Below are 26,550 nucleotides of genomic sequence, written 5' to 3'. Positions count from 1 at the left end.
ATTCTTTATTTCTTTTATTCTTAGCCCCTGCCGATCGGAAAAGCCATAGCATCCAATTCTTTCGACTTTCTATATTATTACTATCGATAGATTTTAAGATTTCTCTGGCAGTAAACTTTTTAAAATCACGAAGTACATCAGATAGATTTTCACCTTTAGCCGATACAATTAAATGCAGATGATTGCTCATAATCACCCACCCATAAACAACCAAGCCCTTATTCTGTATGCAATGATTTAAGCTATCTACTATAATTTCACAATATTCCTTTCGAGTAAAAACATCAACCCATTCAACTACCGCAAAAGAAAGAAAATGAATACCTGACTGGTTCCTTATTTTGTAGCCATTAGACATTGAATGAAGATAGGTAATGAGCGTCTAAAATTTGAATGATTTGGTTCCTAATGCCGTGTCATAGACACTGGTGACAATTGAAAAGTTCGTAGTCCCTGCGGGAGACTACGAACAACGAGGTTTTTAGGACACTCGGATAACTAAAATTCTCATATCTAGGTGATGAATTATTCTTTTTCGTAATAAATAACATTCACTTCTTCAACTTTTCCGAAGTCACTATCGGAACTTATCACAGGAATATTAAGATATTTTGAAGTAGCCAAAATGATACTATCAGGGAGCTTTATTTTTCGGAGTTGTTTAATTCTTACTACTTCTTCCTTAATTTGACTGTTTATATCTATAATAATACAGTCGTCTAAAAATTTTTTGATCTCGTTACGTTCATCATCCGTTATTTCGTGATAGCCCAACAACTCTAGCTGAGTGATAAATGATACATACAGTTTTCTGTTAAATAATAAGTTAGATAAGACTTTGTCTCCTGATAAGAGATAAAGAGCAATGTTAGTATCTAATAAGACACTATTCCCATTCATCTCGCATACGCTTTTGAATAACCAAAGAATCTTCTTTTAGCTTGATTACACCACAGTATTTGTGAGTATCTACTCCTTTTGTTTTGAATGCCTTTTTCAAAAGTTTATTAATAATTTCTTTATTTGTTCCCTTTTTTATTACTGTAACCATAGTTGTGATATTCTTCAACATAAAGTTAACATCAAAATAGTATTTTTTGTGCCATCTCACATTTTAATATCATTTTCAAAGAAGCACAGCAAAACAGCTAAGGAAATTTGGTATATTGAAGGTTAATTCAAATTCAATAGTAAACCCATGCGAGTTGCCAAAAGAATCTTCCTTACTTTAATCATTATCATATTTATTGCAGGTATTTCAATCACCTTTTACTTATCTGGTCTAAAGCCTGCGTATGATGGGCAATTGAACTTGCCCAACCTTACCAATGAAGTAAAAGTCCATTTTGACAATCACGCCATACCGCATATTTATGCTGATAATACATTAGATGCCTACAAAGCGTTAGGGTATGTGCATGCCCAAGAGCGGCTTTTTCAAATGGAGCTTATGCGAAGAATTGCTCCTGGCAGACTCTCAGAAATGTTTGGTAAAGATTTAGTTGAAACAGATAAATTCTTCAAAACAGTTGGCATCCATCGTATGGCAAAAGAAGAGGCTCAGACACTTAAATCTTCTAATTCAAAGGAATATCAGTTAGCGCAATCATATTTGGATGGCGTAAACCACTTCATTAACACCGGGCCTACTCCTTTAGAATTTACACTACTCGGGTTAGACAAAGAAGAATACACAGTTGAAGATATTTATAATGTGATGGGCTACATCTCATTTTCATTTGCACAAGCCCAAAAAAGTGATCCCATTGTAACTTCCATCGCCAAAAATTTAGGGCCAGAATATTTAGCCGATCTGGATTTAGCAGGGCATGGCAATACGGAGATGATTAAAAATTATCCTCAAAATGCCACATTAGAAAAATTGACAGCTAAGGCTGATGAGATTATGAATTCCCTTCCCGCCCCCACCTGGATTGGAAGTAATAGTTGGGTGGTAAACCCAACAAAATCAGCAACAGGCTCCGTAATTTTTGCTAATGATCCACACATGGGTTTCAGTCAGCCGTGTGTTTGGTTTGAAGCACATGTTGTCACTCCAGAATGGGAACGATATGGCTATCATGCAGCGATGTTTCCCTTTGCACTGTTGCTCCACAACCGTAATTATGCCATAGGCCTTACCATGTTTGAAAACGATGACATTGATTTTTATTACAATGTCGAACCTACTGAAACCATCAAAGAGGAAATTAAAATTAAAGATGCTGAACCCATAACCATCGAAGTGCAGGTTTCAGAATTTGGACCAATTGTAAGCGATGTTATCGATGGGTTGGAAGATCAACCTATAGCCATGTGGTGGACCTATCTTCAAACAAAACAGGAATCCATGGAGGCTATTTATCTTTTAAACCATGCCAAAGGTATGGATGATGTGCGTTCCGGTGCGTCACGAATTAAAGCGCCAGGATTAAACGTAATGTATGGCGATAAGGATGGAAATATTGCCTGGTGGGCAAGCGCCAAGCTTCATTTATTAGGCGCTGGTGTTGAAAGAAACCACATTCTCAATGCAAAAGATTCTACGCATACCACGTTCGAATGGCTGGATTTCTCGAACAATCCACAAGCTGAAAACACGCCATGGAATTATGTATACAGCACAAACAATCAGCCTGACAGCATCAAAGGTGGCTATTACCCTGGTTATTATGCCCCGGAAGACAGGGCTCTTAGAATCACCAGTTTGCTTGAAAGGAAAGAAAAGATTTCTGTGGATGATTATAAAGCTTTCTTCTTAGAAAACACCTCCACTATTTCTGCGAAAATAGCGCATGAATATGCTGCTCAACTAGAACCTCAAAATGATCTGCAAAAAGAAGTGAAAAACTTATTAGCCGATTGGGATGGCAGTCATTCACGAGAATCCAAAGCGCCCATTGTCTATCAAAAGATTCTATATCATTCATTGCGATTAGCAATGGAAAATAAGCTGGACTCCGGTCAATTTGAGGGCTGGCTTAATACGCATTTAATGAAACGATCTTTCGATCCTTTATTTCATAACGATTCATCGAAATGGTGGGATGATCCATCAACCCAAGAAAAAGAAACAAGAAAGCAGGTATTTAATAAAGCTTTTGAAGTGAGTCTTGAAGAACTGACAGCCCAATTAGGCGATATCAAAAAATGGAAATGGGGCAATGTGCATACACTGGAACATCCACACCCCATTGGGAAAGTGGAGCTTTTGCGCGATTACTTTAATGTTGGAATTTTTAAAATGGATGCCAGTGATGCCGTTTTAAATAAACTTTCATTTACTCGAACAGGCTCTGGCCTCTACCCTATTAAATCTGGTCCCTCTACAAGAAGGCTTATCAATTTTGCAGATATCGAAAATTCACAAAGTATACTACCAACAGGCCAAAGTGGTAATCCTCTAAGTGATTATTATGATGATCAGGCTGAGCTTTATACAAAGGGTAAATGGCGTAAAATGATGATGAACAAAGAAGAAATTGAGCAAAAAGCGATGGGCACTATCGTCTTTAAATCAGAGAATTAAGAAGCCCTGTTTTGGCGAAGTTGGTTGAAGTAATTTAACCAGTCCTGTTCGGTATTAATATTTACAGAGGCATTGGCAAACTGAACGTTGCGAGCACCAAAGGCAGCAGTAAGGGTAAACAGGCTTTCATCATCTTTCAATTTAAAAATATCCTTAAAATGTTGCTTTCCTATTAATATGGGCATGTATAGAATCTGCACATCTGCTACTGACACAATGCCATTTGAATCGTCATATGCATACATCATTTTTCTTAGTAATTCTGCATTGATATAGGGTTGATCGCAGTTAAGAAATATAACTCCTTTTAAATGCGGATAATGCTTATGAATGTAGTTAAACCCTTCTTTAATAGAAGTGGCTACACCCTTATTCCAATTCAAGTTAAAAACAACCTCCACATCTAAGCCTTTAGTCTCCCTTTCAAATCGGTTATAATTATAACCCAGCACACTAACAACTGGCTGAGTGACCTGAATTGCCATAGAAATAGTGCTTCTCAGAAAAGATTCGTTATTAACTTCTAACAACTGATTTGGAAAACCCAATCTCGTGCTGGCACCTGCAGCTAAAACAACTATACCGAATTCATTCATGGAGATAATTATACCCATTATTAGGTACAACTAAATGCCCCAAAAAGGGGGTAATTTGCAAAGAATATTAATTGCTTAAATACGAAAGCTTAATAGTCGGGTAACGACTTATTATTAACTTAGTAGATTGTAAAAAGAACTAGATGATTCAAAGAGGATTAGCCATATTGGTAGTTATTTTTATTACTGCTTTTCCAGTTAAAAGTCAGGATTGGGTGAGTATGTATAATTCTTCGCTTCAGGAATACAATGCAGGAAACCTTGACGCTGCATTGGTTAGCGCCAAAAACTGCCTCAAGTCTTTTCAAAGTCAGGATGGCTCACTTTCAGGTAATTATGAAAGCATTCTTAGGCTTCTAACTGATATTTCTTTTAGTATAGGAAATTATGAGGAAGGGCTAGAATACTGCCAAAAAGAACTTGATGTAAAGGCAAAAACAGGAAACCTCAACAACCTGGAACATGCCAATGCACTATATAACAAAGGTTCTTTGGAGCTCATCTTAGGCAAAGTGAATGATGCATTATCAACATTTGGTGAAGTTAAATCGATATATGACCAATTTTTCACGACTAGCGATCAGGCCCTTGTCGATTGTCAATGGAAAATAGCCAATTGCCATTACTTATTAGGTGATTCAGAAAAAGCCTATCAAATATATAATGCAACGGTGCCTTCCTATAATATCGATGAAGGCCTATCCATGGACTATGTGCAAGCCACGTTTGATTATGCTAACCTCTTAATGGATAGAAGTGGTTATTCTGAGGCATATAGCTACATACTTACTCTTGAAAGCGTTTATGAACAATTAGGTGAAGGAACGGAGTACGAACAGGCATTAATTCAAACTAACAAAGGCCTATGTCTTCATAAGGCCAATGACTATAAAGGAGCGGAAGAGGCCTACATGGAGGCCGACAGTTTATTCAGAAGCATTGATGAAGAAAAAGATCAGGCTTATTTCAACATGATCAACTTACGGGCTGTAAATTTTGAAAAGTTAGGAGACCATAATCGTGCTGCTAAATTATTAGAAATGATTGGTAGCTCGGGCGATGATGCATCTAAAAGCATTGCCAGCACCAACGAGGGAATGATGCGTATGCAGGAAGGCAAGTATACTGAAGCAGAAAATTCTTTTACTGCTGCTCTTTCAGCTATTGATAAAACTACTAACCCAGAAGGGTACATCGAAACCTCTATCGATCTTCTGAGTGCCAAACTGGCACTTAATAAATTGGATGAAGCAAAGCTCATTTTAGATGAAATTGAATCGGTTGCCTCTAGTCCAAACGAAGAATTAAAAGCTAAATATTTATACCACTCAGGTATTTATAAAAATGCTGTAGGTGACTGGAATGGAGCACTTACCGATTTCGAAAAGGCATTAACTCTGTTAAATAACGCTGGTTCCAGTACTTTAAAAATGAATACATTGAGTGCCATTGCTGTGATCCATCAGGAAAATGGTGCTTACGGTATGGCTGAACATTATTTTAACCAACAATTACAGTTAATGGATCGATCAGGTTTGGGCGGGACATTAACCTTTGCAATTTCGCTTAACAATCTGGGTATCGTAAAGCAGAATCAGGCTGAGTTTTTAGAAGCGCAGAACTACCTTGAGCAATCAAGAAGCATAGTTACCAAACAAGCAGGGAAAGATAGTGAAGAATATGCGGGAGTAATAGAAAACCTTGCACTTACACTCACTCAACTGGGTGAATATTCAAGAGCTGAAGAACTCATTAATGAAAGTATTGAGATAAGAAAAAATAAAGTGGGCGAAACGCATCCATCTTATGCCAATGCCATACAAAACCTTGGTAGACTGAAGCAATTAAAAGGCAAGTATCAGGAGGCTGAACCTCTCTTTACAAAGGCTCTTGAAATGAAGAAAAACGCTTTTGGTGAAAATCACCCTGAATATGGTCATGCATTAAACAGCTCGGCATTATTATATCAAACCATGGGTAATTTCGAGAAAGCTGAGCCACTTTTTATAAAGAGTGCCAATATATTCAAAGTACGCTATGGAACCAATCATCCAGAATATGCCACAGCTTTAGAAAACCTTGCCACACTGTATAAGCTGGAAGGTAAAAACGAGAAATCACTTGAATTACTTGAAACGGCTCTTGAGATTGATAAAAATATTTATGGCCAAAATCACCCAAGGTATGCTACCACATTGCATAACCTTGCTTCTTTATATGAAGCTCTTAACGATACGGAGAAAGCAAGAAACCTCTATCAGCAGGCTCTCGCTATTGATAAGGCGGTATATGGTGAAAAGCACCCGGCTTATGCATCTACATTATACAATCTGGCCACTCTCAATCAGCAACTGCAACAATTTAGTGAGGCTGAAAGTAACTTCAAGCTATCGCTGGAAATTCGAAAAGAAATATTAGGCGATAACCACCCTGATTACGCATACTCTTTATACGGTTTAGCTGGCTTATATCACGGCACCAAGCGTTTGGTGGAAGCTAAGCCTTATTATGATGAAGTAATTGTTAACTATCTGTCACAGATATCAGAATTCTTCCCTTCTCTAAGTGAAAATGAAAAAGGCGCCTTTTATGCTAAAATTAGGCCTGTCATTGAGTCATATCAGGATTTTTGCATTGAGTACGCTCAAAGTTCACAGCCTGATGCTAAAACAGCAATTGGCGATTTATACAACCTGCAACTGCGTACTAAAGCACTGCTCCTGCACTCATCAAACAAAGTGCGAAACAGAATATTTTCCAGCAACAACCAAAAGCTGATTGATGAATACTTGTCATGGACAGAATTGAAGGAGCGTTTATCAAAATACCTGGCATATTCTGAAGAAGAATTAAGAGATCAAAACATTAACATCTCAGATGTAACGAATGAGATCAACAGTTTGGAGAAGTCGCTATCCCAGCGATCTGAGTTATTCGCAGAGGATGTAGATCAGAAAGAATTTAAGTGGCAGGATATACGTGATGTATTGCAAGATGGTCAAGCTGCATTGGAAATTATTCGCGTGAAAAAGCGATTCGCCAAAGATTCAATACTATATGTGGGTCTGATTGTTAAGAAAACCAGCACGGATTCCCCTGACATGATTCTCTTAAAAGATGGTGAAAAACTAGAGAATCGATTTTTCAACTATTATAGAAATGCCATCAAATTCACAGTGGGTGACGACATCTCCTACAAAGAATTCTGGCAACCAATCGATCAGCATTTGGATAATGTTAATCAGGTGTATGCCTCTACTGACGGCATCTTTAACAAAATCAATATCAACACCTTGTGGGATACGAAGAACAATGAATATGTAATTGATGAATATATTGTTAGAAACATCAGTAATACAAAGGAAATTTTGTTGGCTGATAACGATGGACTAATTGCCAGCAATACTGCAGAGGTTTTCGGTTTTCCTGATTATGATTTGACCACAGAAAGCACCATTGATAACAGTATAGCACAAACTCGGGCTAGTGAATTTGGGTTTACCGATGTTATACCCGAGCTACCGGGCACCAGAGATGAGGTGAATAAATTAAATGAATTATTGGGCGAACAAGCCTGGAGCTCCAAATTATATCTGCGTGAAAACGCAAGTGAGAATAAACTAAAAAGCATTACCCCTCCCAAACTGTTACATATCGCTACGCATGGTTTCTTTAAAAGTGATGTAGTTTTTGAAAAGCCATTAGATGGACAAACAACTATTAATAATGCTGAGAAAAACCCACTTTTCAGATCAGGTTTGTTATTTGCAGGATCGGCACAGACAACTCAGGCAAGCAATAATTTCAACGAAGAGGATGGGGTATTAACTGCCTATGAAGCCATGAATTTAAACCTTGACAATACGGAGTTGGTTGTATTATCGGCTTGTGAAACTGGTATTGGTGAAGTGAAAAATGGCGAAGGCGTTTATGGTTTACAGCGATCGTTCATGGTAGCTGGTGCGAAAGCTGTAATTATGAGCCTCTGGCAAGTAGACGATAACACTACTCAACAATTAATGGTTAATTTCTACAAAAACTGGTTGAGCGGCACTAATAAATTCGAATCATTTAAAAATGCCCAATTGGAACTTAAACAAAAATATGCTGACCCATTCCACTGGGGAGCATTTATTATCATTGGAACGGATTAAAGGATAAAAAACACATGGTTAAAAATTTATTTTTAATGCTATGCCTTATCCTTATTGCTGGCATGGCTCAATTTGCAATAGCTCAAACTGATACAGTAGACTATTCAAAAACGAAGCGCATCATAGAAAACCTGAGTGACCCCGCGGCAGTAGAATATGCTCCTTCCATTTCGGCAGACGGTAAAACCATCATTTTCGAAGCCAATAAAGGCGGCAGCTATAAACTGTTTGAGTCAAACTATGTAAACAATAATTGGGAATTGCCCGCACCTATCGAGAACGTAAATAATTTTGGCGATTCAACGGATTTGATCGGTGGCCCAAGCATTAGTTTTGATGGCAACACCCTTTACTTCTTTGCATCTATTGGCTTTGGAAACAGTTCTGATATTTATTTTTCTACCAGGGAAAAATCAGGTTGGAGTGTGCCACAGAGCATAAGAGCACCTATAAATACTGATGGTTATGAAGCGTTCCCTTCGATCTCAGCTGATGGTAAATACTTATATTTTGTGAGGCAGAATACAGAGGGTCCACAATCACGGGACCTGAAAAGATATGAAGGTTTTTGTTCTTCTATATGGCGGGCAGAACGAAATGCCAGTGGAGAATGGGGTGAGCCAAGAAAATTGCCCTACCCCATCAATCTCGATTGCGAAAAAGCACCAAGAATTATGGCCGATGGTAAGACACTTATTTTCTCTTCCAACCGACCGGGTGGACAAGGCGATTACGACATGTACCAGTCGACTTTTACCCCTTTAGGCGAATGGTCGAGGCCGGTGCCTTTAACTTACGCCAATTCAGCAGCGAGCGATCAGCTGCCTACCATTGCGGCACAGGGTGATTTGATGTATTTCGTATATAACAATCAAGATATCTACTCAGTAGTTATTCCGCCAAACCTAAGGCAATTTGTAAATAATATCATTCAAGGTAAAATCACAGATGCAGATACAGATCAGGGTATTGCAGCCAAAATCATAGTACGAGACGCACTTACTTCAAGCATCATCTCTGAGATAGACAATAACCCAGAAGATGGGGCTTACACTGTTGTATTGGCTGCAGGTAAATATTATAATATGGAGGTTGTAAAAGAAGGGCACTCCAGCTTCATTCAATCGTTCGATCTGAGAAAAGTAACTACGTATCAGGAAACAGAATTAAATATTGAGCTCTTTCAAAATGCATTTTTAGATGTAGCTGTTAGCGATGCAGAGTTATTTGAGGGGTTGGTTGCAGATGTACAGGTAAAGCGAGATGGTGCTTCTGCCTTTTTCAAAACGGTAAAAACAAGGCTCCCTAATGGTACTACCCAGATAGCACTACCAATTGGTTCAAATTATGAATTCTATGTGTCTGCGCCCAACTTTAAAAGTGAGTTGTTTACTCTTGATTTATCAAACCTCGTTCTTTATAGAAATTTTGAAAAGGAAATCCCATTGGTCCCTGAGAAAAAAGAGGTGATGATTAATGTAGCAGACCTTGTTAATAACTCCAGGGTAAAGTCGAAAATCATATTAAAAAATAAGGACAGGGATGAACGAATTGAAGTAGACGGTAATAGCATGGTTTCACTCCGTGTGGGTGACAGATATGAAATTGAAGCAACAAGCGACCAGGGATATGCCTTTAACTCCACTACCCTTGACGTGGGAAAAAATTCACAAGAAGTAGATCTTAAACTTTTAAAACTAGAACAAAACGCCAAACTGGAGTTAAAAGATATTTTGTTCGAATCTAATTCTGCTACCCTCTCAGACATCTCGTACATTGAACTTGAGCGAGTGATTAAGCTAATGAATGAAAACCCTACTTTGAGGGTAGAAGTGGCCGCACATACAGATGATGTAGGTTCTGACTCGTACAATAAAATATTATCTAACAAACGGGCTAATAGCGTAGTTACTTTTTTAGAAGAGAACAAAATAGCTGAAGGCCGATTTGAATACAATGGGTATGGCGAATCGCAGCCTAAAGTAGCGAATGACTCCGATGAGAACAGGGCAAAAAACAGACGTGTAGAACTAATAGTAATAGGAATATGAAAAACATACTCACCTTTTCAGCAGCACTATTATTAGCCGTTCCACTTTTTGGCCAACGTTATAAAGATGTCCATCCTCTCATTGTAAAAGCTTCTGATGATGAAGCCCTTTCGATACTAAAGTCTTACATCATTGAAGATTTAGATCATCCAAATGCAAATTTCAGATTAGCATTAATTTATGAGCGTAGGTATTTAAAAAGTGATCCTATAACAGAATACGAACGCGCTATGGCCAATGCCAATGAAGCTAAATTACGATTTACTAAAGCTGCTGCGATTGTAGATGACCGTGAAGTAAGTAAAAATGAAGGCTATTATGTAGAATTTGCCAGTGGATTTGATAGCAAAGGAAGACCCATCGTTAGTTATAACTCAATCAATCAAAAAATTAGAAATGGGTATGATTCAGCTAAATTATTTACGGAGAAACTTCCAGAGATCTACGAATATTTTACACGCAGTGTTGATTATCATGATCGGGCTATTAAGCTTTTTAATGAGATTAATGGAAAATTTAATAGCAGAGATAAACTGCTTTTGTTACACGACTCTAACCTGCAATTCAAGCTACAAGACCTGATTTCAGACTATGACAGCAGTATTGTAAACCTTGACAAGTATTTAGCCTCAGGCAAAGCCTACAATCCAAAGCACTTTAATCAGTCGTATAAAATAAAAGATATAGATACTTACCGATTGCAAGGCTTGCTCACTAGCCCGAACTTTCTGGTAGAGAATATTGAAATCTGGAATTACAAAAAATGGGCCCAGGAAGTTATTAAAGAGGTGGAAACTGAAGTTCAAACATTAAGAATTCAGCTCAATGCTGCCGATCTGGAACTAACAAATAAGCTTAAGCCAATGAGCCCATTGGTAAGCATGCCGGATTATACGCCTTATACATTGGATAATAAATTAGTTTTCGAGTTAGTGAAATACGATGCGCAGTCGTTGCCATTGGCGTTGTTAAAATACAAACAACATAAGCAGGATTTAATTTATCAATTAGGCCAGGTGAATGATCGTGATACTACTGGCTCAGATCAGGTTTATTTAGTGAATCTTGGTGAGTTAATTTATAAAGCTAAAGATGCCGATAGCCTAATTCAAATAGCAGAAACGCGAGTGAATGAAGAAAATTATGAGAAGTATGAAAGCTTCTTCCATACTCATTATAAAGGCTTACCGGGTATAAATCAATTTATAACGGATGAGAAAAAGTTAGTGACCGATTCCAAAAATACAGGTGTTAATGAAATGCTCGCTACATTAAACTCCATAGAAAAAAATGAGGCCTATGACGGAACTGTCACTTATCGAAGAAGTAAAATTTCACTGGCTCCAAGAAGATTACTTAGCCTTGACTCGTTAAACTTTGAGCCTTTTACCATCGCCTTGGCAGAGAATGCGGATGGCAGTAAATATATTTCCGGTTTACAAAAACAGAAAGACAATTCTGTGTTAGTGTTTCTTTTAAAAACTGATGCAGGAAATCGTGTTAAGTGGTACAAAGAATACGACATGAGTGAAGTGGGCGGTGGCATTAATGAGGTGGGTGGAATGGCCATTACACCAGAAGGTTGTGCACTAATGATCCGTACAAAAGGTATTGACGGCATGTCAAATACCCTCTATTATGTAGATGAAAATGGTGATGAGCTATTTAAAAAACCTCTGGAATTGCCACTTTACCCAAGAGAGATTAAATATATCGAATCGACCAATGCCTTTGTAATGGCCTACAAAGGTGCTACTATTCAACAATCATATGATGCTAAGGAGCCTTCACAATTTATAAGTGTAAACATATTAGGCGATGTGCTTTGGTCTCAAACTTTTGAATTTGCAGGTACCATTGTTGATTTGCTAACGTTAGATAAAGGCTTTATGCTTATTGGTAATTATTCAGAATTAAATGACCCGGATGGTAAGAGTTATCGCACCAGAATAGCCAGTGGACAAACCAATGGGTTTGCTGCTAGATTTGGAAATAATGGGAAACTCATCTCTGTGAAGCCAATAGAATCAACCGGAAATTACTTTATTGATAACGTAATTAAGGTCAATGATAAGATAATCAACCTGTTGGGTAAATCAGGAACCTTAGAGACACCTGAAAGTAAGAACATTCATATCATCGTAAATTACGGTCTAGAAGTATTGCATACTGATATATAATGCTTGTAAAATTGATTATAGCGTTTGCTCTTTTATCACTTCAGCAATCCACCAATGCTGAATATGCGAGTTTGGTGGTGACTATTAACAAAGTAGAATCAGGCAGAGGAAAGCTTATTGTTGCCCTCTTTAATGATGAAGAACAATTTTTGAAATCGGATTATATCAATAAGCAATTATCTGTAACTGATAACGGTGAGCACGTTGTTACTTTTAATGATTTACCTAAGGGAATATATGCAGTCAGTGTCATCCATGATGAAAACGGGAACGGTGAGCTTGATAAAAACCTGATAGGCATACCTACAGAAAAGTTTGGCTTTTCGAATAACAAAATGGGCCGTTTTGGGCCGCCATCGTTTGAAGAGTGTGGAATCGATCTTAATGAAAATAAGGAAATAGCGATTGATTTGAAGAAAATGTTATGATTTCTAGTAATTGCACTAAATTGTCCCCCGCTGGCGGGGGACAATTTTAAGCTATTGGCAACTTTTCAGTGCACTCTCAACTTCCTTTATTGAAACCATGCCATGCTCATTACCCCAACTATTGGTAATGTAAGTAGTGATTTCAGCTATCTCCAAATTAGTAAGGGTTCCAATACCGGGCATAGGTTGGTTGAAATCAATTCCATTTACTACGATTTCACCTTGCTGGCCATTTTTTTGGATGCAAATCGCTCGATCAATATCTCCCATTAGATAATCTGATTTAGCCAAAGGTGGATACAATTTTGCCAAGCCTTCGCCATTCATTTGATGACAATTTGCACAATGTATTTGATACAGCTGCTGCCCTTCCACCAGGTACTGTTCAAATTTTACATTTTCTGAGGCAGAAGTACTTTCGCCACTTTTTTTACCCGTACAAGCTGCAATTAGTATACAAACCAAAAAAAGAAGCCCCTTATTCATATTCTTTCAATAGTCTGTCAATGTCCAACATTAATTTGTCCACTGCTTCGGGCTTTGTACCATCGTATAATCCCCTAACTCTTCTTTCCTTATCAATCAGAATAAAAGCTCCACTATGCAGATAGCCACCAGGTGCTGTTGGGTCTTCACTGGCACTTACCATGTAACTTGTCTGCCCTACTTTAAAAATATCTTCTTTTTGGCCTGTAATAAAGTGCCATTTATCAGAAGATACTCCTAACCTGTCGGCAAATTCTTTGAGCACAGCCACTGAATCATGCTTCGGGTCAATGCTATGAGAAAGGATGAGTACATCAGGGTTATTTTCAAACTTATCATACACTCTCAGCATTTGAGTTTTCATAATCGGGCAAATGGTTGGGCAAGAGGTAAAGAAAAAGTCAGCCACATAGATTTTATCCTTAAATGTATCTTGGGTAATCCAATTACTATCCTGATTTACAAATTTGAAATCGGCTATTTTATGGTAGACGGTATCTCCAGAATCGGTGACTTCACTTCTTCCATAAATTTTTAAACGATCCTGCTGGGATTCACATGCGATTACCGCCAATCCGATCAATAGCACCAAAAACTGTTTCATTTTTTTTCTCTTATTTTCTTTACCAACCTAACGGCTGACATGATCAATATACTAAATAATACAAGCCCTAAAACACCCCATACAAGGCTTATGGCACTTTTAAGAACTATGATAAATACTATTCCTACTAACAGAATTGTGGCCACTTCGTTCCAAATTCTTAGTTGAATTGACGCGTATTTATAAATGCCATTCTGAAGATTGGTATAGATTCTATGACAAATGAATTGATAGATATACAATAGCAGTACGAGCGTTAATTTTATATGCATAAACCCCTGGCTCAGGTAATCCATCCGGTAAACGAACAGCAATATCGACCCAAAAATCAAAGTGAGAATTGCCGATGGCCATGTGATCGCCCACCAGAGCAATTTTCCATTTTTCTGGTACTCCTTTTCAAGTATCGATTTTTCAGGTTCTGGTTTTTCGCTGGCCTCTGTTTGGTAGATAAATATCCTTACTATGTAAAATAGCCCTGCAAACCAGGTAACAATAAAAATCAGGTGTAATGCCTTAATATAGAGATATGACATGCGGCAAAAGTAAGCATCAACTTTGGTTAACCAGATATCTTAAAGAATTTTATTCCACCTTCTCATAAGGATCATCTTTCTTGGAAATTATTGTAATCTCGTCACCAACTTTCACCAGACTACCTGCTAACAAAATGGCATTTTCTCCAAAAACCATTTTCTCATTAATCCTTTGCTTAAATAACGTTTTTAAAGGCTCCTTACCAACTTCAGCAGTTTCAGGATTCATAGTTATGACTATACAACGCGTACAGGGTTTTATGCATTGTAACTCAGCAGCACCAATGGTTATGTCCTTCCACAGAAACTCTTCATAAGCTTGACCACCAGTAAAAACCAGATTAGGCCTAAATCGCTTATAGGTAATGCTTTCTTGAATTTTGGCATTTAAGTCTGCAACAGAATTCTCGCCAACTATTAGATAAGGATAAGCATCTGCCAGGCTCACATGATGCTCATTTTTTACCCAGTCGGGCTGTACTCTTCTGGGCGATTCATCGGGCAAATACACCAACCGACAATTGAACCCGAGTTCATTGGAGAACCAAGTATTAATATGATCTTCGGCAACTACTGCCTCCACTTCATCGTCCCATATTTTTGCCGTTATTTTCTTACCAGTTGAAATTGCCCAGGGAATATGCAATTGTTGAGTTTTATTCTTATGCTGGATGGTAAATCCTGACTCTGATTTTTTTAATTGATAAAAAAGAAACTCCTTGTGCTGCCTGATTGTTAAAAACTTATTGTTTTCATCAATTAGCATGAATCGCCTATCATACTCTAATCCGCGCTGGGTTGTAATTGAGCTTTCTAATTCTATTCCGCCTAGCGACTTTATAGGGTAAATGATAATTCGTGATAGCTTCATACTCTTAAATGAAAATTGAACCTTTACTAACTTAACAATATTCAGTAATTTCATCCTTTAAAGAATAGATCAAATGAGTGATAAAACCAATCTCTGGTACTTTGAAGATGTAGATCTCTTTAACGTATTGTGCCCTCATAAAACGGTGAACATGCAGGAAAAGCATGAATTTACTACCTACAATAAAAATCAGTTTATCTACTTTACGAATGAGCGTGCCAAATACATTTATATGATTGCAGAGGGCCGGGTGAAAATTGGGCATTACTCAGAAGACGGTAAAGAAGTGGTAAAGGCAATATTGGGAGCTGGTGAAATCTTTGGTGAGCTAGCCTTAACAGGCGAAGAAAAAAGAGCCGATTTCGCTCAGGCGATGGATGACAAAACGAATGTATGTCCCGTTAGTATTGATGAAATGCGCGGGCTCATGGCGGATAATCAAGAACTAAGTTTTAAAATTTACAAGTTAATTGGTTTACGCATTCGAAAGCTCGAAAGAAAAGTTGAATCACTCGTTTTCAAAGATGCCCGCACAAGAGTGATCGAATTTTTAAAAGATGCTGCAGCATGGAAAGGTAAAAAAGTAGGTTTTGAAACAATGATACCCACAAAACTCACCCATAAAGATATTGCCAACCTTACAGGCACATCAAGGCAAACGGTTACTACCATACTTAATGAATTAAAGGAGGCCAATCTCATCAATTTCGATCGAAGAAAAATACTGATCAGGGATTTGGATAATCTTAAGTGATTGTAAATCGGATACTAAGTGTGGTACTCCGATACTAGAAATAAAGTCAGTTTTTCAACCGTGAGAAAATCCGTCAATGCATAAATTGCAATTATATTGAGTCAGGTTCTTTTAATAACACCCCCATTTACTCAGCTGAATACACCATATCCGGCTACGGCCTATTTAAAAGGCTTTCTAAATACAAAAGGGTATTCTTCTTTTCAAATGGATTTGGGAATTGAAGTTATTATTCAACTTTTCACTAGAAAAAGTCTTCAAGAACTATTTTACAAGGCCAAGAGAAGTCAATCAGATCATTCTGAGAATGCGCAAAGAATTATTGCGCTACAAGATGAGTATCTGGCTAAGATAGATGATGTAATTAATTTTCTGCAGGGCAACAACCATTCCTATGCAAGATCTATTTGCACAGAAGGTTATTTACCTCAAGCTTCTCGTTTTGAGCAGTTAGATGATCTGGAATGGGCGTTTGGCAACATGGGAATGCAGGACAAGGCCAAACATTTAGCCACGCTCTTTCTTGAGGATTTATCCGATTTTATTATCGAATGTATAGATGATAATTTCGGATTCAGCCGGTATGCAGAACGACTGGGAATGAGTGCTAATAGCTTTGATGAGTTGCATCAATCTCTACAGCAGAAACCGAGTTTTATTGATGAATTGACATTAAGAATTTTAGAAGAACGAATTCAGGAAACAAAGCCGCAACTCGTATGTTTTTCTATCCCCTTTCCAGGTAATTTATACAGTGCATTTAGATGTGCTCAATGGATAAAAAGCCATTATCCACAAATTCAAATAGCGATGGGCGGTGGTTTTCCAAATACTGAATTGCGTACTGTGTCGGATACTCGGGTTTTTGAATACTTCGATTTTATCACTTTAGATGATGGTGAGGTGCCCATTGAGTTGCTTATTGATAATTTGGAAGCAGATAAAAGTACAGCCGAGCTCAAAAGAACCTTTCATCTAAAAAATGGTAAAGTTTTTTACAACAACCTGTCATCCAAACCCGATTATAAACAAGCTGATTTAGGCACTCCTGACTATTCAGATTTATTACTCGATAAGTACATCTCGGTAATAGAGATCGCCAACCCCATGCACAGCTTATGGAGCGATGGACGATGGAATAAGCTTACCATGGCACATGGTTGTTATTGGGGTAAATGTACTTTTTGTGATATCTCGCTTGACTACATAAAGTTATATGAACCCATTGCTGCTAAAACTTTGGTGGATAGAATGGAAACCATCATCTCTCAAACGGGTGAGACCGGGTTCCACTTTGTCGATGAAGCAGCTCCACCTGCACTCATGCGGGAATTGGCTTTAGAAATTTTAAGGCGTGGATTAACTGTAACCTGGTGGACGAATATTCGGTTTGAAAAAAGTTTTACGTATGATCTTTGCCAATTGCTAAAGGCTTCGGGTTGTATTGCTGTTTCTGGTGGACTGGAAGTGGCATCAGACCGATTGCTTAAAATAATTGACAAAGGCGTTACAGTAGAACAGGTTGCTAAGGTAACCAGAAATTTTACTGAGGCCGGCATAATGGTGCACTCATATCTTATGTATGGCTATCCTACCCAAACCGTTCAGGAAACCATTGACAGTTTGGAGATGGTAAGGCAAATGTTCGAACAGGGAATTATTCAGTCGGGGTTTTGGCATCAGTTTGCGCTAACAGCACACAGTCCGGTTGGCTTGCAACCCGAATTGTATGGAGTAACTCCTATGCAAGAGGCCATTTCATTCGCCCATAATGATATTCAATTTACCGATGCTACTGGCATAGACCATAACCAATTTAGCTTTGGTCTAAAGAAGTCATTATTCAATTATATGCATGGCATTTGCTTTGAATTCGACCTGCAGGAATGGTTTGATTTCGATATCCCACCCACTACCATCCCACAGGATTTTATACTAAATAGCCTGGAAGAAGATGATTATCACAATCCTCTGCCATCAGCTAAAATAATCTGGGTAGGAAATGATCCTGTAATAGCCCAATGCAAGAAAAATAAAAAATCCAAACTCATATTTCATCAAAATGCAGGTGTAATGGAAGCAAACATCGATAGTGAAAAAGTGGATTGGTTGCTTGAAATATTAAATCAAGCCAAGCCAAGAGAGCATGCAAATCTAACCTTCTCAAAAATTAAAAATTCATATGATGAGCACTTTGAAGACTTTGAGATATTCTGGTTTTCAAAACCTATAAACAACCTAAGAAAATCAGGACTACTGGTTATTTGATATGCTTTTTGATCAACCATATGATCCAAATCAAAACCTGTTGCCATTTGATGGTGAAGTCTATTACTACGGCAGAGTAATTGATCCGCAGAAGGCTGATCACTATTTTAAAGTACTTAAGGATACGCTGGAATGGCGTAATGATGAAGCTTACATTTTTGGTAAGCACTATGTTACTAAGCGCAAATATGGCTGGTATGGCAGTAAGCCCTACGAATACAAATACTCGAACAGTATAAAAAAAGCCTTGTCTTGGACGCAAGAATTGAAGGAGTTAAAAGATTTGTCAGAAAAGCTAACAGAAGAAACTTACAATTCCTGTCTTACAAACCTTTATCATGATGGCTCTGAGGGTATGGCGTATCATAGTGATGGTGAGAAGGATTTAAAACCCAATGGTGCCATTGCTTCCCTAACATTTGGTGCAGAGCGTAAATTTTTGTTTAAGCACAAAGATAGTGGTGAAACTGTAGCCCTGTATTTAGAGCATGGTTCGCTTTTAGTGATGAAAGGCACTTGCCAGACCTATTGGAAACATCGCCTACCACCAACTAAAAAAGTGAATACACCCCGCGTGAACCTCACTTTTAGAACGATCATAGAATAAATGACAAACATCGACACCTACAACTCATTTAAAACAAGCCTTTGGGCGGGAGGTACAACTACCGAACTCTTTATCTGGCCCATTGATTCAGATTTTAAAACGGGAAATTTTCAATTTAGACTTAGCACGGCAACCGTGGAAATTGAAGAATCCGTTTTCACAAAATTACCTGGGGTTGACAGAACACTTGTGCTCTTAGATGGGAAAATGATATTAGAGCATACTGGCCACCATCAAAAAAATCTGGCGCCATTTGATATCGATCATTTCTCTGGTAGCTGGGAAACAAAATCAAAAGGAAGATGTACAGATTTTAACCTAATGACCAAAGGAGGTATTGAAGGAAAAGTATCCATAATCGATTTAAAAAGTTACATAGAAGAACATATTGTTTTGGATGTCGGTCAGCATTTCTTCTATAATTACCACGAGCCAATAACCATAACTCATAGCGGTGTATTTCAAATAGCGAGTAAATCTCTGACCAGGATAAGCACTAAATCCAAGGCAAGTCAGATTACTATTGTTAGTAAGGCAGCGTGTAGTTTGGTTTGTGTTCAGATATAAAGAATAGTGGAGTGTTAGTGATAAAGTACTTACATCAAAAAGAGCAAAGCCGCTGAAAACTCATTAAATTTGTTACTCTATGAAATTGGTTTTGCCGCATAAATTATTTGTATTAAAAAAATTAGTATGTATGACTGGCTGTGTGGTAGTTGGCCTTATGTTAGTTGCAATTAGTTCGTTTGGTCAGTCATTGAATAACATAGAAAGCAATAGCATAGAATTTAAAGAATCGGACTATCCAAATTATCAGATAGTGGGTGTATATAATCCAGAAACAGGGCAGACCGAGTGGAAACAAACTGATTACCCAAACTATACAATTGCAGGTGTATACAACCCAGACACCAAATCAATAGAATGGAAACAATCTGAATGGCCTCGATACGATATTTCTGGCGTTTACAATCCTATTTCAAAAATTATAGTCTGGAAACAATCCTCTGCAAAGAGATATACCATAAGCGGTGTTTATAACCCTGCAATCAAAGAAATTGAGTGGAAAGAGTCTCTCTGGCCTAATTATGAAATAATGGGAGTCTACAATGAAGCATTGAAGGTTGTAGAATGGAAACAATCGAGCTATCCGAGGTATGATGTGCACGGGGTGTATAATCCTGAAAAACAAAAAGTGGAGTGGAACGAAACCCAATACCCAAATTATGAATTAACTGGTGCTTACGACCCTGAATTGAAAAAAGTGGTTTGGAAAGAAGCTTCACAACCACATTATAGTATTGCAGTGGTAAGACTTGCGCAAGAGTAAGTTACTTCTCTTTGATTAAACAAACAATCAACGTTTCATGTCCCGTTATCTATTAGAATCATCCAGGCTTGGATTCCGGCTTTGGTCTGATCATGACCTAAATACGCTTGCAAAGTTGAATGCCGATGCTCAAGTAATGCGATATTTTCCTTCTACAGTATCCAAATCCGATACATCTAAATGGATGAAAAAGCAGAATCAAGATTTTGATAAGTACGGCTATTGCTATTACGCTGTAGACCTACTCGAAACCAACGAACTAATAGGTTTTATAGGTTTATCCTACAAAGAGCTGGAAACCAGTTTTGCTCCTTGCACCGATATTGGTTGGAGGTTAGCAACAAAGTTTCAAGGGATGGGACTGGCGACAGAAGGAGCAAAAAAATGCCTGGAATATGGATTTCAAACCCTCCAATTAAAAGAAATTGTAGCCATGGCTCCTCAAATAAATGAACCTTCCATTAAGGTGATGCAGAAGATTGGAATGGAATTTAGTGGCTATTTTGAGCATCCAGCCCTTGAAAATTATACTGATATTAAACTATGCGTGCTGTACACAATAAACAAAGAAAGCCCTTGACTGGGCAGTCAAGGGCTTTCAATTAATCAATCAAACCACTCATGTATTTTGAAATACATAACAATAACCCACCAACTATTAAATTGTTTTCGAATGGCTCAAAAAAGAAAAATATCCTTTAATTCGTAAACATGTCTGAAAACATAAGCTGGCGAAATATTCAAGAAGGAGATCAATTTGCCTTCAAGACTTTGTTTCAGTCAACTTATAAAAAATTGGTTCTCACCTCAATCTACTATGTAGAAAATACTGAAGAGGCCGAAGATATTGTTCAAAATGTTTTTTTAAACCTATGGAACAAACGTAATAAGCTAACTATTGAAGGTGAACTAATTGCTTACCTCACAACTGCAGTTCGAAATCAGAGTTTAAACGTTTTAGAAAAGCGAAAAACGAAAAAAAAATATCAAGAGTATCTATCTTTTAATTCCATTGACACCAATCAATATTTATCCGACCCATTTTTTCTAGAGAAATTACAGAACGCCATTGAGCGACTCCCTGAAAAATGCCGTCTTGTTTTTATCAAAAACAGACTAGAAGGCATGAAAAACAAGGAAATAGCTGAAGAATTAAGCATTTCGATTAAGACCGTGGAAAATCAAATCGGTAAGGCATTGCATTTAATGAGGGATGCATTGAGGGACTACCTTCCACTCATAGCCATGGCAGCTTTCATAAAATAACTACTACTGAATAGGGGTAAATAGCCTGTTGCCTGTCTAATAATTAAAGGCGACAAATTATGCTACCCATAGAAGAACTAATTATTAAGTACATTGAGAATGAATGTACTGTTGTAGAGAAACATCAGGTTGAAGATTGGATTAATCAGTCTGATGAGAACAGACAAAAATTTGATGAATTAAGAACCATTTGGCTTAGTGCTAAGGTTAACTCAACTGATGAAGAAACTGCTTGGAATACTATTGAAAAGCAAATTATCTCAACCACAAGGCCTGCTTTTTCTTTCTATAAAATTGCGGCCTCAATTCTTTTAATAGCTACTATTGGGCTATCATATATTTATTTTAATACGGATAGCCAAAATTATTTTCCTACCATATCAAGCACAGTAATCCGTTCAGAGTCAGACAAAAAAGAGGTAGTACTTCCTGACGGGTCTCAGGTTACACTAAATAAAAACTCCTCCATTAAATATAATGGTGATTTTCAATCCTCAAGGAAAATCAAATTGACAGGTGAAGCATTTTTTGATGTTGTTCGGGATGAAAGCCACCCCTTTATCATTACCACAGAAACAATCAATGTGAAAGTGCTGGGAACTTCATTTGATATAAAAGCTAAGCCAGGAAAAAAAGCATCTGTGCATGTAAAAAGCGGGGTTGTGCAGGTCAACAATATTATTGACCGAGATAGTATACAGGTGGTTAAAAATGAACAGGTAGTGGTTTCAGATAATCATCTGGTAAAAGCCAACATGACAAATGAAAATGCCTTCGCATGGAAGACAGGGATTATCACTTTCAATAATGATCAGTTTAGTGAGGTTGTGAGCACGCTTGAAGAAGTTTATGATATCGAAATTGAGCTAGCCAATCCCAGATTAAGTCAATGTGTGCTTACTGCAAAATTTGAGAACAAGTCCATTAAAGAAGTAATGACGCTTCTAAAGGAAATCTACCGATTTAATGTGTCATACAAAAACGCTAAAATAATTGTTAATGGAAATTCCTGTTAAAATGAGGATACTGATAATAATTCTGATTGGGATTCTCCCTCTATGCGTATCTGCTCAAAATGAGAGTAATATTCGTACGTTAGAAAATGTTACACTCACAGCAGCAATTAAAGAAATAAGTAAGAGCTATCAAGTGGATTTTTCTTACAATCCAAAAATTCTCCCACAAACCAATATATCAAGCATTCAAATTGGTGGCAAACCGATTGAAGTTGTATTAAATCAGCTTTTAAATCCACGACAACTTAAATTCAAAATTGAAAACAATACCGTTCTCATCTATGCCAGTGAAGTAAAAACTGCCAAAAGTTACCGGTTTATTAAGGGTACAGTTGTGGATAAAAATACAAAAGAACCCATTCCAGGAGTAAATGTATTCATCTCAAATACTTTCAATGGCGCATCAACAGATATTAATGGCAAATTTGCATTCCAGGCACTTGTAGAAGATAATTTTGAACTCGTTGCTTCCCACGTAAGTTATCACCCCTATTTGATTTATTTAAAGTCAATATCAAATCTTAATAAAATTGAAATTGAGTTAAAAGAGAATGTGAGTGAGTTAAATGAGGTTGTGGTCACATTTTCGAATAAAGAATGGGAGGAACAACTTAAAATATTCACAAAAGAATTTATAGGCACCACTCGTAATGCTGCTAAATGTAAAATACTTAACCCTGAAGTTATCAACTTCGATTTTGATGAAGAAACAAATAGCTTAACAGCTTCAGCCAATGAATTGATTGTTGTTGAGAATGAATCTTTGGGGTACCAGGTGAGTCATTTGTTAGTGCTTTTTGAGTACAAAAACGATCAGGTAAAGTACGTAACCAAACCTAAGTATGATTATTTGGAACATAAGAATAGAATACAAGAGCGAAGGTGGGAAAGAAAAAGAGATGAAGCATACAAAGGTTCTTTAGATCATTTTATCCATTCTCTGGCTAACAATAAACTAAAAGAGGATGGGTTTGAAATATCTTTGGTTAACACGTTAGAACCAGATCGATTAAGACTCCCACTTCGGAAAAGGAAATTAATAGTCGATTATGACAGCATAAAAATCTTGGAGTTTGATAACTATCTGGAAGTAAGATATAAGGAATGGGAGGAAAGTAGTTATCGCAATCATATTGACAGAGAGTTTAGGCATATTGTTAAATCCAGCTATCAACGTGAAAATGCTATCACTAGGCCCCAAACATCCATCCTTGAAATAAACTCTCGCTTAGGATATGTAGTGATTAAAGATAATAAGGTTTTAGATCCGACATCATTAATTCAACATGGTTATTGGGGCTGGAAAAGGTCAGCCGATATCTTACCACTAAACTACGAACCTAATGATTAAGCGAATACTAATTCTGTTCCAGCTTATTTTAACAGTAGCATCAGCTGCTAGTAGTCAAGATGTGACCTCTTATATTGACAATATAATTGACTCGATTGAAGAGTACAATAGTGCTTATTATGAAAATATCTATGCTCACACAAATAAAGAGATATATCAGCCCGGTGAACCTTTCTGGTTTAAGGCGTATGTGACAGGCGTATCAAATGGTGCTTCTAAATCATCCACTTTATATGTTCAGTTATTCGATTCTTTAAAAAACTTAATTCATATAAAGAGATATAAAATCGAACAGGGAATTGCTGCTGGGACTTTTGAATCGAAATCAGATTTGAATACTGGAGCATATTATCTTGTGTTTTCAACATTAAAATCTAAAAAAAATAACAATGCTTTTATTAAACCTTTGGCTATCAACAATTTTAAATCACCACGAAATATTCGGTTTGATAAATTCGAAAAGCCTGTAGTACTAAAAAATTTGTCAATAGTATCAAAGAATGACTCATTGTTCATCAATTATCAAACTGAAAGTGATCCATTTTATAGTATAATTCTACAGGTAAATGGAGAATTATTATGGGCGAGTAGCTTCATTGGTACGCGCAAAATTTCAATCCCTCATGACATTTTGCCGAAAGGTGTAGCAACAATTTTCTGCTTCGATAGAAACAATCAGTTGTTAGAAAGCTTATCGCATCCTATAAAGTTAAATGATATATCCAGTGTATTCTCTGAGGAAGAAGTTGATATAGTTGAAAATCAGGTAACTCACAAGGTCGCTTTGTCAGACGAAAATGGTAATCCATTAAGAGGTAATTTATCTGCAGCTGTATACATTAAGGAACTAAATCCATATCGCAATGAGAATGCTGATATAGCAAGTTATTCATACAATAGAAATGAAATCTATCTCAACTTAACAGACGAAAACCTTAAGTCAGAAAACGTTGAAGACAAATTTATCATTTCGGGTAAAGTTGAATCTCCTCCCAGAAAAATGGAAAATATAATAGTTTCAGCCGTTGACATAAATGCGGGAAAATTTTACGAATCAGACATTGAGGATAGTGGAATATTTTCAATTGAAATTGATAGCACTGATTATGAATATGAATTTGTGGTAGCTGCTAATTATAAAGGCAAACCCATGGATATTGTACTTTATGATACAGTTAAGTATGATTTTTTTCCACCTCAATTTAATTACCAAATTAATAAAGAGCCTATTCTAGTCGATGAGGATGATTCTGAAAAACAGTTGAATGAAATTAAAGATTATCTTGATCATCAGGTTCTTCCTGAAATAGTAGTGTCTGCATCCCGGGTAACAACAGAAAAGAAAGATACTGTAAACAACACTAAGCTTTTTAGCTACTTAAACAATGTTAAGGTAGAGGAGATCACTAAAGACCGGATTAATATAGTTCCGGGTGACGACCTCCTCACCGTTTTAAGAAATTTTACAAGTTTTGCTTTGGTGAAGGAAACGGCCAATGGACGAGAGGTCTTTTTTAGTAAGTCTTTTATAAGTATTCAATTTCCGCCACCAGTACTATTCGTTGTGAATGGTTACCCCAGAGGTACCAATCTTGTACTTTTAAATGATATAAATCTAAATCTCATCAAAAGCATCAGAGTCATTAAGAATTTAAGTGCTGTGGTGCAATTTGGCGCTGAAGCTAGAGGTGGCGTAATTCTTATCGATACAGAAGATTTTATTACTGACACTCAATTAACCTATAATGATGATATTGAAAGTAAAGTAGAAATTACAAGTTACTATTCTGAAAATGAACCATTTACACCTTCCGGAAATTTAGAGTCTTGCATCTTATGGGATGATAATATTCAGCCTAATGAGAATGGCGAGTTCATGTTAAGTTTTAAAAAGCCAGAAATTAAAGGAACTCTCGTTTTGAAGATAGAGGGCATTGATTCTAACTCCAGTTTTGTCTCATTCGAAAAGGAAATTAATCTACGGGGATTATAAATATTGTGTTTGTATGATAAGGAAAAGTGTATTGATTATTCTGATTTTCCTGGTACAAATTTCAGCGATAAGCTGTAAACTATATAGTCAATCCCATAATATTCATGATAATACGCTCATTGATAAAATTGAAAACTTTAATCAGAGGTATTATGAAAATATCTATGCTCACACCAATAAAGAGATATATCAACCCGGGGAATCTTTCTGGTGTAAGGCGTATGTGACAGGCGTATCCAATAGTGCTTCTACATCATCCACTTTATATGTTCAGTTATTCGATTCTTTAAAAAACTTAATTCATGTAAAGAGATATAAAATCGAACAGGGAATTGCAGCTGGGACTTTTGAAACAAAGTCCGATTTGAATTCAGGAGCGTATTATCTAGTGTTTTCAACATTGAAATCTAAAAGAAATAACAATGCCTTTATTAAGCCTCTCGCTGTCAACAATTTTAAATCACCAAGAAATATAAGGTTTGATAATTTCGACAGGCCTACAACACCACAAAATCTGGCAATAGAATCGA

At 37.0% G+C, this 26,550-nt stretch carries 23 protein-coding genes and 1 pseudogene; 16 read left to right on the top strand and 8 right to left on the bottom strand.

Annotated elements, in window-relative coordinates:
* From RLO81_RS15005 to RLO81_RS14995, 3 genes are all read right to left on the bottom strand, one after another.
* The coding region (locus RLO81_RS15005; protein ID WP_350113332.1) for a transposase at nt 1–358 on the bottom strand (358 nt) is incomplete at its 3' end.
* A gap of 167 nt (nt 359–525) precedes the next feature.
* Complete coding sequence (locus RLO81_RS15000; RefSeq protein ID WP_350113329.1) at nt 526–900, bottom strand: type II toxin-antitoxin system VapC family toxin; 375 nt, start codon at nt 898–900, stop codon at nt 526–528.
* Complete coding sequence (locus tag RLO81_RS14995) at nt 887–1,072, bottom strand: hypothetical protein (RefSeq protein WP_350113326.1); 186 nt, start codon at nt 1,070–1,072, stop codon at nt 887–889. Before RLO81_RS14995 ends, RLO81_RS15000 begins: the two co-directional genes overlap by 14 nt.
* Before the next feature lie 126 nt (nt 1,073–1,198).
* Here RLO81_RS14995 and RLO81_RS14990 point away from each other — a divergent pair, with 126 nt between their 5' ends.
* Nucleotides 1,199–3,529 (top strand): penicillin acylase family protein, encoded by a 2,331-nt coding sequence (locus RLO81_RS14990; protein ID WP_350113323.1) that lies wholly within the window; start codon nt 1,199–1,201, stop codon nt 3,527–3,529.
* On the opposite strand, the gene RLO81_RS14985 is transcribed toward RLO81_RS14990, so the two are convergent.
* Nucleotides 3,526–4,143 (bottom strand): nucleotidyltransferase family protein, encoded by a 618-nt coding sequence (locus RLO81_RS14985; protein ID WP_350113321.1) that lies wholly within the window; start codon nt 4,141–4,143, stop codon nt 3,526–3,528. The two genes, RLO81_RS14990 and RLO81_RS14985, sit on opposite strands and share 4 nt — an antisense overlap.
* 125 nt (nt 4,144–4,268) lie before the next feature.
* Between RLO81_RS14985 and RLO81_RS14980 the strand changes: the two genes are divergently transcribed.
* From RLO81_RS14980 to RLO81_RS14965, 4 genes are read left to right on the top strand one after another with little or no spacing between them, the layout of a single operon-like run.
* Nucleotides 4,269–8,279, top strand: coding sequence for a tetratricopeptide repeat protein (locus RLO81_RS14980; RefSeq protein ID WP_350113318.1), 4,011 nt, complete (start codon nt 4,269–4,271; stop codon nt 8,277–8,279).
* 14 nt (nt 8,280–8,293) lie between these two features.
* Nucleotides 8,294–10,330, top strand: coding sequence for an OmpA family protein (locus tag RLO81_RS14975; RefSeq protein WP_350113315.1), 2,037 nt, complete (start codon nt 8,294–8,296; stop codon nt 10,328–10,330).
* Nucleotides 10,327–12,510: a hypothetical protein gene (locus tag RLO81_RS14970; RefSeq protein WP_350113312.1), complete on the top strand. Its 2,184-nt coding sequence runs from the start codon at nt 10,327–10,329 to the stop codon at nt 12,508–12,510. The genes RLO81_RS14975 and RLO81_RS14970 overlap by 4 nt, the downstream gene beginning before the upstream one ends.
* A complete protein-coding gene (locus RLO81_RS14965) occupies nt 12,510–12,938 on the top strand; it encodes a DUF2141 domain-containing protein (RefSeq protein WP_350113309.1) in 429 nt (142 codons plus the stop codon). The genes RLO81_RS14970 and RLO81_RS14965 overlap by 1 nt, the downstream gene beginning before the upstream one ends.
* Nucleotides 12,939–12,989: 51 nt before the next feature.
* Here the strand turns inward: RLO81_RS14965 and RLO81_RS14960 are convergent, their stop codons facing one another.
* From RLO81_RS14960 to RLO81_RS14945, 4 genes are read right to left on the bottom strand one after another with little or no spacing between them, the layout of a single operon-like run.
* Nucleotides 12,990–13,424, bottom strand: a complete 435-nt coding sequence (locus tag RLO81_RS14960) for a c-type cytochrome (protein ID WP_350113306.1) — start codon at nt 13,422–13,424, stop codon at nt 12,990–12,992.
* Complete coding sequence (locus RLO81_RS14955) at nt 13,417–14,028, bottom strand: SCO family protein (RefSeq protein WP_350113303.1); 612 nt, start codon at nt 14,026–14,028, stop codon at nt 13,417–13,419. Before RLO81_RS14955 ends, RLO81_RS14960 begins: the two co-directional genes overlap by 8 nt.
* Nucleotides 14,025–14,564 (bottom strand): CopD family protein, encoded by a 540-nt coding sequence (locus tag RLO81_RS14950; RefSeq protein ID WP_350113300.1) that lies wholly within the window; start codon nt 14,562–14,564, stop codon nt 14,025–14,027. The genes RLO81_RS14955 and RLO81_RS14950 overlap by 4 nt, the downstream gene beginning before the upstream one ends.
* Before the next feature lie 49 nt (nt 14,565–14,613).
* On the bottom strand, nt 14,614–15,435 hold the full coding sequence (locus tag RLO81_RS14945; protein ID WP_350113297.1) for an MOSC domain-containing protein: 822 nt from the start codon (nt 15,433–15,435) through the stop codon (nt 14,614–14,616).
* 73 nt (nt 15,436–15,508) lie between these two features.
* Here RLO81_RS14945 and RLO81_RS14940 point away from each other — a divergent pair, with 73 nt between their 5' ends.
* The 11 genes and pseudogenes from RLO81_RS14940 to RLO81_RS14890 form a co-directional block, all read left to right on the top strand.
* On the top strand, nt 15,509–16,189 hold the full coding sequence (locus tag RLO81_RS14940; RefSeq protein ID WP_350113294.1) for a Crp/Fnr family transcriptional regulator: 681 nt from the start codon (nt 15,509–15,511) through the stop codon (nt 16,187–16,189).
* 93 nt (nt 16,190–16,282) lie between these two features.
* A complete protein-coding gene (locus RLO81_RS14935; protein WP_502880458.1) occupies nt 16,283–18,457 on the top strand; it encodes a B12-binding domain-containing radical SAM protein in 2,175 nt (724 codons plus the stop codon).
* Nucleotide 18,458: 1 nt separating this feature from the next.
* Nucleotides 18,459–19,064: an alpha-ketoglutarate-dependent dioxygenase AlkB family protein gene (locus tag RLO81_RS14930; RefSeq protein ID WP_350113288.1), complete on the top strand. Its 606-nt coding sequence runs from the start codon at nt 18,459–18,461 to the stop codon at nt 19,062–19,064.
* Nucleotides 19,065–19,631, top strand: a complete 567-nt coding sequence (locus RLO81_RS14925; protein WP_350113285.1) for a HutD/Ves family protein — start codon at nt 19,065–19,067, stop codon at nt 19,629–19,631.
* Nucleotides 19,632–19,710: 79 nt separating this feature from the next.
* Nucleotides 19,711–20,394, top strand: a complete 684-nt coding sequence (locus RLO81_RS14920; protein ID WP_350113282.1) for a hypothetical protein — start codon at nt 19,711–19,713, stop codon at nt 20,392–20,394.
* A 37-nt stretch (nt 20,395–20,431) separates the two neighbouring features.
* Entirely contained in the window at nt 20,432–20,974 is a 543-nt protein-coding gene (locus RLO81_RS14915; RefSeq protein WP_350113279.1) for a GNAT family N-acetyltransferase, read from the top strand.
* A 131-nt stretch (nt 20,975–21,105) separates the two neighbouring features.
* Nucleotides 21,106–21,660 (top strand): RNA polymerase sigma-70 factor, encoded by a 555-nt coding sequence (locus tag RLO81_RS14910; RefSeq protein ID WP_350113277.1) that lies wholly within the window; start codon nt 21,106–21,108, stop codon nt 21,658–21,660.
* Nucleotides 21,661–21,719: 59 nt separating this feature from the next.
* The gene (locus RLO81_RS14905; protein ID WP_350113274.1) at nt 21,720–22,676 is read left to right on the top strand and encodes a FecR family protein; all 957 of its coding nucleotides are present in this window, start codon (nt 21,720–21,722) and stop codon (nt 22,674–22,676) included.
* A complete protein-coding gene (locus RLO81_RS14900) occupies nt 22,660–24,027 on the top strand; it encodes a carboxypeptidase-like regulatory domain-containing protein (RefSeq protein WP_350113272.1) in 1,368 nt (455 codons plus the stop codon). The genes RLO81_RS14905 and RLO81_RS14900 overlap by 17 nt, the downstream gene beginning before the upstream one ends.
* Nucleotides 24,020–26,020, top strand: coding sequence for a TonB-dependent receptor (locus RLO81_RS14895; protein WP_350113269.1), 2,001 nt, complete (start codon nt 24,020–24,022; stop codon nt 26,018–26,020). The genes RLO81_RS14900 and RLO81_RS14895 overlap by 8 nt, the downstream gene beginning before the upstream one ends.
* Before the next feature lie 13 nt (nt 26,021–26,033).
* Nucleotides 26,034–26,550, top strand: a pseudogene (locus tag RLO81_RS14890) (hypothetical protein); the annotation flags it as partial.

Source organism: Fulvivirga sp., from assembly GCF_040220315.1.
Lineage (GTDB): Bacteria > Bacteroidota > Bacteroidia > Cytophagales > Cyclobacteriaceae > Fulvivirga.
Note: the sequence above shows the minus strand (reverse complement) of the source record. Positions and strands in the feature narration are given on the sequence as shown.